Source organism: Adhaeribacter aerolatus (genome assembly GCF_007991635.1).
In the GTDB taxonomy this organism is placed as follows: domain Bacteria; phylum Bacteroidota; class Bacteroidia; order Cytophagales; family Hymenobacteraceae; genus Adhaeribacter; species Adhaeribacter aerolatus.
Genome location: NZ_BJYS01000007.1, coordinates 1 through 12,085, shown reverse-complemented (window position 1 = coordinate 12,085; position 12,085 = coordinate 1). Strand labels below are relative to the sequence as shown.

Below are 12,085 nucleotides of genomic sequence, written 5' to 3'. Positions count from 1 at the left end.
CGGATAGATATAATAAAATAATGCAGTCGCTTTTGAGATTGCACACGCAGTTCATTGGGCTGGCTCGGAGATTGTCGATGCGACCGGATTGAGGTTAGATCGAGCCAGCCGGCGTAACGGCGGGAAAGTCCTTCCTGGGATCGAACACGTTATTGAGAAAGTTCGTCAGGGAGTACATCGCCACCAGCGCGATAATCTCCATGATGTTCGCATCCGTGTAGCCAGCATTGCGGACGGCAGTTACATCGGCGTCACTGACATTACCGCGTGTTTCTATGACTTTGCGCGCAAACTGGACGGCGGCGTCCCGCTTCGGGTCGCTGGCATGGCCTTTCCGAGCGAGAATAATTTCATCGGCCGGCAGCTTGGCCATATGCTCGGCCGTAAAGCTGTGAATCGTCAGGCAGTAGTTGCAGCCATTCACTTCGGAGACGGCTAGGCCGATGCTGTCACGCGTCTTTACGTCTAGCGTCTTGCTCAAGGAGCCGAGCAGTGTAGCCCATGCGTTGAACGCGATCGGGCTCTGCGCGAAAGTCGCCATCATATTTGGGGTGAACCCGATGTTCTTGGTGAACCTATCGAGAGTCGGTTTCGAATCGGCCGGCACATGTTCCGGCTTTAGAGCTTCAGTTCTTGGCATCGTAGTTTCCTTAAGTTACTGATTTAACTAATAATTATACCAAATCCAGCACGTCGGCGATCGGTCGGCGCGGCTTCTGCTGCCAGTTTCCAGGACGCTCAGCGCCTATGGACAACAACATGACCGGCACTTCGTCCTCGGCCAGTCCGAACTCGCGGGCCACCGCTTCGGCATCAAAACCGATCATCGGCGTCGAACCCAGGCCGAGCGAGCGAGCTGCATAGATCATCGCCGCCGCGCCAAAGGTGCCGCTGCGTACTGCTTCGTCGCGTTGGCGTTGCGGGTAGTGCATGTACAGATCGCGTGCGGGGATTTCCCATTCCGGTACCATCTTTGCCGGCATGATGCCCGCTTCCACCAGCGGTGACAGGCGCTCTGGAATTACGCTGGAATCGGCCAACTGGCCGCAGACGATGAAGGTAACAGCTGCTTCGGAGATCGCGGGCTGGCTCCAGGCGATCGGACGCAACCGAGCCTTGGCTTCAGGCGTGCGTACGGCGATGAAGCGCCAGTTCTGCAAGTGGAAGGATGTCGGTGCGGTGGTGCCAATTCGCACCAGCTCGCGGATTTGGTCGTCGCTTAAGGTGGCAGCAGGGTCGTAGTACTTGGCGGCGCTGCGGCTCAAGATCGTTTCGATGACAGCGTTGGTCATGATTTTACTATTTAAAGTTGTACAAGATTTTTAATGTTAGGATAAAATTATATCTTAAGTTGGATACCTTAGTGGTCCAATTTTAAAATATATAGGGGTCCAGTTATGATAAATAAACTTCTTGAGATTTCATTTAGAAAAGACGGCGGGCATAGTCCTTTATACCTGCAATTAGAGTCGGAAATTATTCAGCTGATTTGTCGTGGCATCTTGAAACCAGGGCAGGCACTTCCCTCTTCACGTGAACTGGCGCAGAGCCTAGGGCTCAATCGTAAAACAGTGGTGGCGACCTACGAGGAATTGGATGCGCAGGGCTGGGTAGAAACCAGGGAAAGAAGTGGCGTTTATGTTTCCAGCCACCTCCCTGATACTTCGGCTCGGGCCATTAACCAAAATGGCAAAAAATTGATACGAAACTGGCAACCCGCTTATCCGATGGTAAAACGACCTTCTGATGGAGCAACCAGAACAAATTCAGATATGGAACTCAATGCCGCAGGCGCGCCACCGCCATTGTATAAAATCGATGACGGTTTTCCTGATCCCAGAATCGCACCTATTGAGCAGCTGGTGCGAGAATACAGAAGATTTGGGAAGAACCACTTTGCAAACCGGTTCCTCACGTATGGCCCGGAGCAAGGCTCCTACCGGCTCAGGGTCGAACTTGCTAAATTTTTAAACCGGACCAGGGGGATGCAGGTCACTGAAAAAGAAATCCTGATAACCAAAGGAACGCAGATGGCCATCTATTTAACTACGCAGCTACTCATCCGTCCCGGGGACACTGTATTTGTGCCGGAACCAGGCTATCTGGATGCGAATCAAACCTTTAAGCTGGCTGGAGCTAATCTGGAATATGTTCCAGTAGATAAAGAGGGCATGGATGTAGACAGCATTGAGCAGTTGTGTAAAACGAAGGTGCCCCAGATGATCTATATTATCCCGCATCACCACCGGCCTACCACTGTTACGCTGAGTGCAGAGCGACGTATGCGACTTATGGACCTGGCACACAAGTACGGATTTGCTTTGCTTGAAGATGATTATGATTTTGATTATCATTTTACAAGCAACCCTCTTTTACCTTTGGCAAGTCTGGATACGGGTGGACACATTATTTATGTAGGTTCCTTCTGCAAAAGCATTGCACCCGGTATCCGAATCGGGTTTATGGTGGCTCCGGAAGTGGTAATAAACGAAGCCGCTGCAATTCGTAAATTAATAGACCGGCAAGGTGAACAGTTGCTGGAAGAAGCGACCGCCGAACTTTTGAGCGCTGGTGATATTTCCCGGCACATCAAAAAGTCGCACAAGGTTTATCAGGAGCGGTTGGAAAATACTTGCCGATTGCTCCGGGAGCAGTTGGGAGAATATTTAACTTTTGAGAAGCCGAACGGTGGGTTGGCCATCTGGGCAGCCTACAGAAAAAATATAAGTGCTAGCGCAGTTGCCCTGAATGCAGGAAAGTTGGGATTAAAAATCAGTGATGGACGTAATTATTTTTTTCAACCCAATGTTTCTATGCCACACGACTTCATACGCATAGGTTACTGTTCTTTAGATGAAACAGAAATGGCCAGTGCAATTGATATATGGAAACAGGCCCTTACTACATTTGCTGTAAAATAATAGGTGAAAATTACAAAATACACTATACGCCAATTAGATATTTAAGTAGATATAAGCTACCTGAGGACAATAAAAACATAATTATCCCCAACTGACGAATTTGTATCGGTTCGAGCTAATCCTTCGGTAGTTTTGGTTGGTCTTGAATCTGTTCCGTTTTTCTGACAATGTCTCTTATAACACTATCCAATTCATAAGCCGAGGCCAAGATAAAACTTAATATATCAGCTTGGTAAGCCATTTCCGGGGGATGATTTTGAAGCAGGGTAATCAATCCCATCAACTTGGCCAAGGGCGCCCTGACCACATGGGATTGAATCCAGGCGATCTCCCGCAGCCTATTGTTTTGCTCTTTGATTGCTTGGAGATACTTCATCCGTTCGCTGATATAAGTAGCAATAATTAATCTTGTTTTCCTGCCGCCCAGATCTACAAAGCTATTATTAATATCGGCATCCATCACTTCTCCGCTTTTCTTAACCAACTTGATAATATAGTGGTAGTGCACCGGGTCTCCTTGCAGGGTATTGGCAATTTGCTCCAGCTTGCCAGGTTCTTCTGCTTTAGGGCGGATATCCGCCAAGGTCATACCTAGGAACTCCTCTTTGCTGTAACCTAACTGGTTAACAGCCGCCTCATTTACATCCAGAAAACGGCCCGTTGCCACGTCATACACCCACATGGGGGTAGGACTCAATTTAAATAAGTTGCGGTATTTCCCTTCACTTTTTTCCAGCGCTTTTTTGGTTAGCTTACGCTCTGAAATATCCTGTTGAATTCCGAAAATGCGGAAAGGCTTGCCCTGATGATCAAATTCAAAGCACCAGGCTAAAAATACATGTCTTACCTGGCCCTGCTGGCGCAGGATACGAAATTGGATGGAATCGTTTTCCAATCCGGCACAAGCCTGTTCTAACCTGGATAAAACGGCCTGCCGATCTCCCGGATGAATAAAAGATGCTAAACTATCAAAGGAAGGTATGATTAGGTTTCTGTCGGCGCCAAACATGCGGTACATTTCATCTGACCAAAGGCAGCTTCCATCGGTTAAATTCAATTCCCAATTGCCCATCCGGCCAATGGCCTGAGCCTGCTTTAACCTGGCTTCGCTCGTTTGAAGTGCTATTTCAGCCGTTTTGCGGATGGTGATATCCCGGAAAAACAAAACAATAGCCTCAACCGCTGGTTCCTGGAGGTGGTTGTGGAAGGTTGCCTCCAGCCATTTGTAAGAACCATTGGCCTTCCGGAAACGAATTTCTAAGGTGTGGGTATGACCAAGGCGGTCCTTTACCTTTTCCCATGCTTGCCGGAAGTCAGCCAAATCTTCCGGATGAACCAGGTCGAATCTTAACTTCCCGCTCCTCTCTTCTTCACCTAGTTCAAGCACTTTCAGGGAGGAGGGCCATCTTTCCAGAACGTAACCATCTGCGGCAATCAAACAAATTCCTTCGGTGCTATGCTGCAAAAGGATACAGAGTCGCTTTTCGATGTGTTCGACCTTTTGTGCGGTTTGCCTGATGGCGGCAGCATCCCTGGCCACACCATATCCTCGCTTGGTAAGTGGATCCCAGTGCCAGGACCAGTATACCGTAATCGTCTGGCCATCTTTCCGGATAATATGGTTTTCTAAATTCACTATTTTCGCCCCATCCTTTAAATCAGCAAAGGCCTTAAGGGTGCTTGCCCGATCTTCTTCATCCACCAGCTCGAACGCACTTCTGCCTGCAAGCTCTTCCGGCAAATAACCCCATGCGGCTAAAGCAGCATTACTAACCGCAACAAATCTTCCTTCCTCATCCAAGATGCAGATCACGCCCAAAGAAAGGCTCATAATTTTTTGGAGCAGCCTCCATCGTTGGTTCAGCTGGAAGGCCTTAACTTTCTTTTGAATCCGCTTCTTTGATTCTTGTAAAGCCAGAAGGATTTTAGGTGTTAGCTGATCTATTTTTTCTTTCAAAACCAGATCCGTAGCCCCCATCTTAATTAAGTTTACCGCATTATCCACGCTAATATTGCCCGACAAAACAATTAAAGGCGTTTGCGGGGCAGCCTGTTGTCTGATATGAAAGGCAGCAAGTACGTCAGAAAAGGGATGTGCGTAGTCAGTTAAAATAATATCGGGATTGCTGCTGGTAATGGCCTTTTCATATTCCTCCTGGTTGTGAACTATTTCCATAACAGGTTGGAGGCCACCCGCATGCAAGGACAGCTCCAGCCTACCAATATCATAAGGGGCGTGCACCAGCAATAAAATTTTGATCCTATTATCCATGTGAAAGTAAAAGCAGTCCTGTATTCCGAATCTGTCTGAAATCCCGTTGGTGTTTTGGTTAATTCTTCACCTAAATGCTAAGCCTGTGCACAACCTGCAGGTTAAACTAGCTGACTAGCTACACTGGACCATATAATTTCCGGCGGGCGTGACAAGGCTATGATTAAAATTCACCTGCTGGAGGTGGGAGAGCCACTTGTTTTTCCTCCCAGTGGCCCCACGGAGCATTTTTACATTTTCTGCAACCTGTGTTTATCGCTATATTCATCCACGAGGAGGCCATGACTAATCGTCCTCCCTGAGTCCTTATGGGCGAACGCGGATGATCGTCTTCCCCTTGACCCGCTTGGCCGGATTGAAGGCGAGGACGGCGTCATCGAGAGTGGAGACGACGCCGATGTTTGTCCGCAGCCGACCCTCCCTTAACCGCTGGACGATCTCACTCAATTGGGCGCGATCAGGTACGACGACGAAGTCAATAGTCAGACCGCCAACGGGCCGCGCCTCAGTTGGGCCGGTGATGGTTACCAGCGTTCCTCCGGTGCGAATCATGCCCGCAGACCGCTTCACGATGTCGCCGCCGAGGACATCAAAAACCAGATCGACCCCACCAACATCTTCTAAGATGTCGTTATCGAGGTCGACGAACTCCTGCGCGCCGAAGTCGAGAGCCGTCTGACGGCTTGCAGTGCGCCCGGTGCCGATGACGTACGCGCCGGCCTCACGTGCGAGCTGGGCTGCCATCGAACCGACTATGCCGGCCGCACCATGCACGAGTACGCTCTGCCCCGCCCGAAGGCGGCCGTGCTCGAACAGCCCCTGCCACGCGGTTAGCCCCGGCATCACGAGGGCCGCGCCCACCGTGAAATCAACGTCGCCCGGAAGCGGCGCGAGATTGCGTGCCTCTACGGCCACATACTCCGCCAGGGTACCGTCGCGATGCCAGTCCGTAAGGCCGAAAACCCGCTGTCCCACCGACAGCCCCGTTGTGCCATAGCCGAGAGCGGTGACCACTCCGGCCAGTTCATGGCCAGGGATCGACGGGTTCCGGTCTCGGCCGAGGCGATCGGTCCAAGTGGAGGGCCATGAGATCTCATCCCCGGTTATACTCGACGCGTGCACCTGAACGACAACGTCGTTAATCGCTGCCTGCGGCTCGGGCCGATCTACCAGTTTCATCCCGGCTGCTCCCGCAGCCTGGTCTGTTACAACTATCGCCTTCATAACAAACCTCCTTTTTTGCTCATCAGCAAACACCCACTTGATGAAGTGATGTTGCCGTACACTATTGCTTTCAGCATGATTTTACTATTTAAAGTTGTACAAGATTTTTAATGTTAGGATAAAATTATATCTTAAGTTGGATACCTTAGTGGTCCAATTTTAAAATATATAGGGGTCCAGTTATGATAAATAAACTTCTTGAGATTTCATTTAGAAAAGACGGCGGGCATAGTCCTTTATACCTGCAATTAGAGTCGGAAATTATTCAGCTGATTTGTCGTGGCATCTTGAAACCAGGGCAGGCACTTATAAAGATGCATCTGGGAAGATTACTGCTGATCTAACAAAACCAGGCATTGGCTTAGCTTCGTCTGATCAACGAGTTTCTAGGCGTATTTATACTTTTAAAGGAGGTAATGCAGAACGGGGGATTGTACAACATGCTGTTCCAACTGAAAACGAAAACTTAATTGCAAAAGAATTGTAAATTATTACACTGTTGTATTGAACTTGCTACCTTTGACTGGAGGGATTTTAATAGGCAGATTTAGATAAAGTATTAAATTTGACTAGATGAGCAAACGGGTATTTGATGCCTCCTTTAAAAGGATGGCTATCAACCTTTCCTATGCGAGGGGCCCGGTAAAAGAAGTGGCCGAGGAACTGGGAATAGCTCCAGGCCGCATCAGTAAATGGCGCCAACAGTGCAGTACCGTTGAGAAAGCTTTTACTGGGCTTACAGACGAGCAAAAAGAGATTAGAAGGCTGCAAAAAGAGCTGAAAGAAATACAACTGGGAAGATACATCCTAAAAAAGACGGTGGCATCTTTTCCAAGAGAGACGGGCGATATTCGGAATTATAAAAGAGCACCGGAACCAATTTCCTGTTGAAAAGATGGCCGGATTTTTAAGGTAAGCGCCAGTGGGTACTATTACTGGATCCAACACCCGGTAGGAACAAGAGCGGATAAGGAGCAGGAGCTTTTGAGTCGAATACAGCAGCTCTATCAGAAAAGTAATGGCCGCTACGGCAGCCCCAGAATTACGGTAGAATTGAAAGCACAAGGTGTTATGACTTCCAGGCCACGTATAGCCCGGCTGATGCAAAAAGCGGGCATCAGAAGTATCAACCGGCAGAAATACCGGGTACCACAGATTCTAACCACAACTATCCGGTAGCGGAGAATCTTCTTAACAGGGATTTTTCAGCGGAAAGACCAGCCAAAATGGGTGTCCGACCTTACTTATATCAAAACAGAAGAAGGCTGGCTCTACCTGAGGGCTATCTTGGAACTGGCGGACCGGAAGGAGGTGGGCTGGGCTTTAAGCAATACGATGGCCCTACAAAGTAACCAGTGTGGCGGCCTGGCAGATGGCCATCTGCAACAGGCCGGTAAACTAAACTAACCACTTTTGTTTCATTCTGACCAAGGCGTGCAGATTGCCTGTTAGGATTTCCGAGAGCAATTGACAGGGATGCCGGTGTGGCAGAATATGAGTAGAAAAGGTAATTGTTGTAACAATGCGGTAGCCGAAAGTTTCTTTGAAACGATGAAAACTGAGCTGGTTTATCATGTTTCTTTCAGACCAGAGCGCACGCAAAGCTGGCGGTATTTGAATATTTGCAAGTTTGGTATAACCGACAAAGAAGACACTCGGCGCTGGGATATTTAACTTCTTGCCAATACGAAAAACTTTTGAAGCAACAGCCTATGGCTGCCTAAAAAATTCTCCAGTAAAACCTTGCAATTCCAGTTACCAATAATTTAGCATTGTCATTCGTAGCGTCTTTTCTAATCTAAAATATTGAGAATAATTAAGGTCTAAGATGCCGCAGCACTACTTTGTGCCGGTATTCCTAAGCACAATTGTCTCAATGCTCAAATTAAATTCTAAGCTGAAATCCAGAAGGGTATATTCATGCGGCTTTATAACTTATCGAAGATATCCAAAATCATATAGTAGCCTGATATCGCTCATCTTTTCTCTGGTTTTCCTACCCTAGCTTTGTATCAACAATTAAAGCAAAGGATATGAAACTGAAATATTCCAATATGCCTCACCTGACAGCAACGCTGGGTCTGATGCTGGGGCTGAGCCTCTCCTTAAGTGCTCAAAACATTTACCACCTTACCGGCAAACCTGAATTAAAAGTAATGGGCGGCTCTACGCTCCACGATTGGGAGATGGTAGCCACCGCAGCTACGGGTAAGGCCGAAATAACGCTCGACAACCAAAGTATACAAGGTATTCGCCTGGCTGAAGTAACCATGAAAACCACTGCTCTGAAAAGCGGCAAAGGCCAGATGGACGATATTGCCTACAAAGCTTTAAAAGCGGAAAAGAATCCGAACATCAACTTTCGGCTAACCTCTTTCAAAAGCCTGGGCGGCAACAAGGCCAACGTAGCTGGCTACCTTACTATTGCCGGTACAACCCGACCTGTCAACTTCGAGGTACTTTCTCTGGTTAAGGGCCAAACGGTAGAACTGAAAGGTGAATCAACCTTTAAAATGACCGATTTTCAGGTAACCCCACCAACGGCTATGTTTGGCACCATTAAAACAGAAGACGAAGTAACCATTTCATTTAAAGCTAATTTCAATACTATTAATTTATAATACAGTCATGAAAAAGATACTACTTTCCCTAGGCCTGTTGGCCGGGCTTCAGCTTAGCGCTTCTGCCCAAATGACCCTTGGCGATATTCCTTATTGGAGACCTTACGACCAGCGAGGGGTCAATGTATTCGAAACAAAAAAAGAAGATACCCTCGGGTTCGACGGCATTAAGGTACGGCTGGGCGGCAGCTTTGCCCAGCAGTTTCAGGGTCTTGAACATTCCAACACCGTTACCAAAAACCTGGGAGCCGGTGAAACAAGTCCCAACAAACTCATTAAGATTGGCAAAGGCTTTAACCTGGCTACCGCTAACCTGAACCTGGATGTGCAGTTGGCCGATGGTATCCGCCTTAACCTGATTAGCTACCTGTCTTCTCGTCACCATAATGAAACCTGGGTAAAAGGAGGATATCTGCAGATTGACAAGCTCGGTTTCCTGCACAATGCCCTGGCAGATAAAGTAATGGAAAACGTGACCTTGCGGGTGGGCCACATGGAAATTAACTACGGCGATGCCCACTTCCGAAGAACAGACAATGCGCAGGCGCTGCAAAATCCCTTTGTAGGCAATTACATTATGGATGCCTTTACCACTGAAATTGGAGCGGAGGCAGTTTTCCAGAAGAATGGCTTCCTGGCGCTGGGCGGTATAACCGGCGGCGAGTTACAGGGTGGATTAACCAGCCCGGACGACAGAGCTCCTTCCTTTTACGGCAAGGCAGGTTACGACGGCTATCTGAATGAGCTCCTGCGGGTACGCCTGACCGGCTCAGTCTACACCACCAACAGTTCTGTAAGAAATACCCTCTATGGTGGCGACCGGGCCGGTTCCAGGTATTATCTGATAATGGAGAACGAGGCAGCTACTCCTAATGCGCAGTTTACTTCCGGCCGGTTTAACCCGGGCCTAACCGATAATATTACTGCCTTGGTGGTCAACCCTTTCATCAAGTTTGGTGGCCTGGAGTTCTTCGGAAATTTTGAAAGAGCCACTGGTAAAGCCGCCGCTGAAACCCGCGACCGGACCTGGAACCAGATAGGTACCGACCTGATTTACCGCTTTGGTCCTAAAGAAAACATCTACATAGGCGGCCGTTACAACAAAGTAAGTGGCAAGCTGGCAACCGTAAACACCAGTGCGAATATCAAACGTACCGCTTTCAGTGCCGGTTGGTTTGTAACCCGGAACATTCTGGCCAAAGCAGAATATGTTAACCAGGAATACAATAACTTCCCAACCAGCAGCATTTATAACGGTGGCAAGTTTAATGGTGTTATGCTGGAAGGAGCAATTTCCTTCTAAAAGAAGCACAAGTACTTTAATAATTAACTACCAAACATAATGTTACCGCTGTATTTTTTGATGCCATTGTTTATACTCTTCCCGGGAAGAGTAGCCAAAGAGGCTTACTTAGTGGTGCGAGGAGAGCGCATCACGGTGCAAGCCTCCACCTCTCTGGGAGACATCAATTGCAGCTATTCTGAAAACCGGCCGGGCGATACCCTGTATCTGAATAGGCCAATAGGGCCGCGGGAGCGGTTGGTGTTAAACCTGCCGGTTAAAGAATTTGCTTGTGGCAATATGCTTCTTAACCGAGACTTCCAGCGGACGCTTAAATCAGGAGACCATCCGCTGGTGCAGGTAGAAGTGTTGGAACTGGTGCAGAATGGTCCACATTTTCTGGGAAAACTTCGGTTGCAAGTGGCCGGAAAAAACCAGGTATTGCGGGGAGTTGACTTCCGCCGGCAAGCCGGTCAAAAGCTAAGCACCAAACTTTGCCTGAGCTTTCCGGATTACGAGCTATCTACCCCGCAGAAGCTAGGTGGGTTGGTAAAAGTGGAAGAAGAACTACAGGTAACCGTAGAACTGCTCCTGGCTCCGCAAACATTCCTGTAAAAAATCTTTATATAAGTAATAACCATAAAAGCAGCAAAGCCGATAAGTTTTTATCGGCTTTGCTGTTTGTGTTTCCCCAAAAACTTCGCGTAGTCTATTATTCGCGTAGTCTATTAAATGATCAGATTCGATAAACGCATCCAATAGGGGTTTGATTAATAGCTTGTCGCAACTTTAGTTGGTTAAGGCTTTAACAGCTATTTACTTAAGTTAAATTTATAAGGTTGTTAAAGTCAGATGTTGTAAATCATTTATTTAGATCTAAAGAGTGGTACAGCATTTATGCTCATGATTTTTTAGTATGGTTTATTTACACTAATAGCCTTTCAAAGTACCTGAGTTATCTTATAATGAGCACTGCCAGTTAGGTTTGCTAACGTCCTTCCGTCCGATGCTGCCAAATTGGATAAACCTTCAAGCGATTTCTTAAATGAAGCCGGTAAAAGAAGGTGTCTTGCCCGAGTAAAAAGGCTCTTTGCATGATTACAGATGTGCCGAAGCCCTTCCACATGGCCGGGTAGGAAAGCTTTGGGGTATGTCCTAGCCGCTGTAGTGCAAAGCCACTGGCTATAAATGCCAAATCCAAACCAATACTGAACAGCACCATTTTTTCAATATGCCGTTGATGGTCCATTTGTTGCAGGAGCGTTTGCGGCTGCTCAAATACCTCATTATGATGTGCATAGAGGAACCACGCGACTCCCAAATTCACCAAACCCCAACTACTGTTCATCGCATGGAAGGAAGAAAGCTGTTCATCCGTAGTGATAACCATTGATATTCCCCCGAAAATCAAAATAAAAACTGCCCAAATGGCGAGCACAACGGCATGCCTCGTTTTCAGTTCTTTCATCTGCTTTTCAAAATATAATAAAGCATCTGTTTGCAATTGATGGGAAAAGGATAAACCTAATAAGAATAAAGATAATAGAGGCAGCTAATTTTGTGGTTGCTATAAAGCAATGTTAGCAACAAAAAGAAGGTCTAATCTCATGTATTAAAAAATAAATCAAAAGACCTATATTCCTTATTTAAATTATATACAAGCATTATAAAAGCTGTACTAGAAGAGGGGGAAATATAAATATTACTAATCTGTAAAAAGCTATTTTAACCTTTGATTTAACCTGTAGTTTTATCACGTTTCTGT

The 12,085-nt window shown here is 47.2% G+C and carries 14 protein-coding genes; 9 read left to right on the top strand and 5 right to left on the bottom strand.

Features of this window, described 5'->3' with window-relative positions; all coding sequences use genetic code 11:
• Positions 1–94: 94 nt before the first annotated feature.
• Together AAE02nite_RS06430 and AAE02nite_RS06425 are read right to left on the bottom strand one after the other, a co-directional pair.
• On the bottom strand, positions 95–640 hold the full coding sequence (locus AAE02nite_RS06430) for a carboxymuconolactone decarboxylase family protein (protein ID WP_146896134.1): 546 nt from the start codon (positions 638–640) through the stop codon (positions 95–97).
• Between the two features lie 34 nt (positions 641–674).
• The gene (locus AAE02nite_RS06425; protein WP_146896132.1) at positions 675–1,292 is read right to left on the bottom strand and encodes a nitroreductase family protein; all 618 of its coding nucleotides are present in this window, start codon (positions 1,290–1,292) and stop codon (positions 675–677) included.
• A 105-nt stretch (positions 1,293–1,397) separates the two neighbouring features.
• Here AAE02nite_RS06425 and pdxR point away from each other — a divergent pair, with 105 nt between their 5' ends.
• Entirely contained in the window at positions 1,398–2,921 is a 1,524-nt protein-coding gene (pdxR, locus tag AAE02nite_RS06420; protein WP_146896130.1) for a MocR-like pyridoxine biosynthesis transcription factor PdxR, read from the top strand.
• Between the two features lie 115 nt (positions 2,922–3,036).
• Here the strand turns inward: pdxR and AAE02nite_RS06415 are convergent, their stop codons facing one another.
• Positions 3,037–5,193 carry a PAS domain-containing response regulator gene (locus AAE02nite_RS06415; protein WP_146896128.1) on the bottom strand — a complete coding sequence of 719 codons (2,157 nt, stop codon included), beginning with the start codon at positions 5,191–5,193 and terminating at the stop codon, positions 3,037–3,039.
• 306 nt (positions 5,194–5,499) lie between these two features.
• Positions 5,500–6,417: an NADP-dependent oxidoreductase gene (locus AAE02nite_RS06410; RefSeq protein WP_146896126.1), complete on the bottom strand. Its 918-nt coding sequence runs from the start codon at positions 6,415–6,417 to the stop codon at positions 5,500–5,502.
• A 274-nt stretch (positions 6,418–6,691) separates the two neighbouring features.
• Between AAE02nite_RS06410 and AAE02nite_RS06405 the strand changes: the two genes are divergently transcribed.
• The 8 genes from AAE02nite_RS06405 (at position 6,692) to AAE02nite_RS06375 (ending at position 10,935) form a co-directional block, all read left to right on the top strand.
• A complete protein-coding gene (locus tag AAE02nite_RS06405) occupies positions 6,692–6,904 on the top strand; it encodes a hypothetical protein (RefSeq protein WP_146896124.1) in 213 nt (70 codons plus the stop codon).
• A gap of 86 nt (positions 6,905–6,990) precedes the next feature.
• The gene (locus AAE02nite_RS06400) at positions 6,991–7,308 is read left to right on the top strand and encodes a transposase (RefSeq protein ID WP_146896122.1); all 318 of its coding nucleotides are present in this window, start codon (positions 6,991–6,993) and stop codon (positions 7,306–7,308) included.
• A gap of 93 nt (positions 7,309–7,401) precedes the next feature.
• Positions 7,402–7,596 carry an IS3 family transposase gene (locus AAE02nite_RS06395; RefSeq protein ID WP_170252533.1) on the top strand — a complete coding sequence of 65 codons (195 nt, stop codon included), beginning with the start codon at positions 7,402–7,404 and terminating at the stop codon, positions 7,594–7,596.
• Between the two features lie 51 nt (positions 7,597–7,647).
• Positions 7,648–7,824, top strand: coding sequence for a hypothetical protein (locus AAE02nite_RS26225; protein WP_170252532.1), 177 nt, complete (start codon positions 7,648–7,650; stop codon positions 7,822–7,824).
• 215 nt (positions 7,825–8,039) lie between these two features.
• Entirely contained in the window at positions 8,040–8,141 is a 102-nt protein-coding gene (locus tag AAE02nite_RS27005; RefSeq protein ID WP_371863460.1) for an IS3 family transposase, read from the top strand.
• Between the two features lie 309 nt (positions 8,142–8,450).
• Complete coding sequence (locus tag AAE02nite_RS06385) at positions 8,451–9,038, top strand: YceI family protein (RefSeq protein ID WP_146896118.1); 588 nt, start codon at positions 8,451–8,453, stop codon at positions 9,036–9,038.
• A gap of 7 nt (positions 9,039–9,045) precedes the next feature.
• Entirely contained in the window at positions 9,046–10,341 is a 1,296-nt protein-coding gene (locus AAE02nite_RS06380) for a hypothetical protein (RefSeq protein WP_146896116.1), read from the top strand.
• Positions 10,342–10,380: 39 nt separating this feature from the next.
• Positions 10,381–10,935, top strand: coding sequence for a hypothetical protein (locus tag AAE02nite_RS06375; protein ID WP_146896113.1), 555 nt, complete (start codon positions 10,381–10,383; stop codon positions 10,933–10,935).
• Positions 10,936–11,308: 373 nt separating this feature from the next.
• Here the strand turns inward: AAE02nite_RS06375 and AAE02nite_RS06370 are convergent, their stop codons facing one another.
• Positions 11,309–11,788, bottom strand: coding sequence for a DUF6992 family protein (locus AAE02nite_RS06370; RefSeq protein WP_146896111.1), 480 nt, complete (start codon positions 11,786–11,788; stop codon positions 11,309–11,311).
• Positions 11,789–12,085: the final 297 nt, after the last annotated feature.

Bases quoted from the DNA above. Each gene is read 5' to 3' on its own strand.
- AAE02nite_RS06430 (WP_146896134.1), bottom strand. From the start codon at position 640: ATGCCAAGAACTGAAGCTCTAAAGCCGGAACATGTGCCGGCCGATTCG.
- AAE02nite_RS06425 (WP_146896132.1), bottom strand. From the start codon at position 1,292: ATGACCAACGCTGTCATCGAAACGATCTTGAGCCGCAGCGCCGCCAAG.
- pdxR (WP_146896130.1), top strand. From the start codon at position 1,398: ATGATAAATAAACTTCTTGAGATTTCATTTAGAAAAGACGGCGGGCAT.
- AAE02nite_RS06415 (WP_146896128.1), bottom strand. From the start codon at position 5,193: ATGGATAATAGGATCAAAATTTTATTGCTGGTGCACGCCCCTTATGAT.
- AAE02nite_RS06410 (WP_146896126.1), bottom strand. From the start codon at position 6,417: ATGAAGGCGATAGTTGTAACAGACCAGGCTGCGGGAGCAGCCGGGATG.
- AAE02nite_RS06400 (WP_146896122.1), top strand. From the start codon at position 6,991: ATGAGCAAACGGGTATTTGATGCCTCCTTTAAAAGGATGGCTATCAAC.
- AAE02nite_RS06385 (WP_146896118.1), top strand. From the start codon at position 8,451: ATGAAACTGAAATATTCCAATATGCCTCACCTGACAGCAACGCTGGGT.
- AAE02nite_RS06380 (WP_146896116.1), top strand. From the start codon at position 9,046: ATGAAAAAGATACTACTTTCCCTAGGCCTGTTGGCCGGGCTTCAGCTT.
- AAE02nite_RS06375 (WP_146896113.1), top strand. From the start codon at position 10,381: ATGTTACCGCTGTATTTTTTGATGCCATTGTTTATACTCTTCCCGGGA.
- AAE02nite_RS06370 (WP_146896111.1), bottom strand. From the start codon at position 11,788: ATGAAAGAACTGAAAACGAGGCATGCCGTTGTGCTCGCCATTTGGGCA.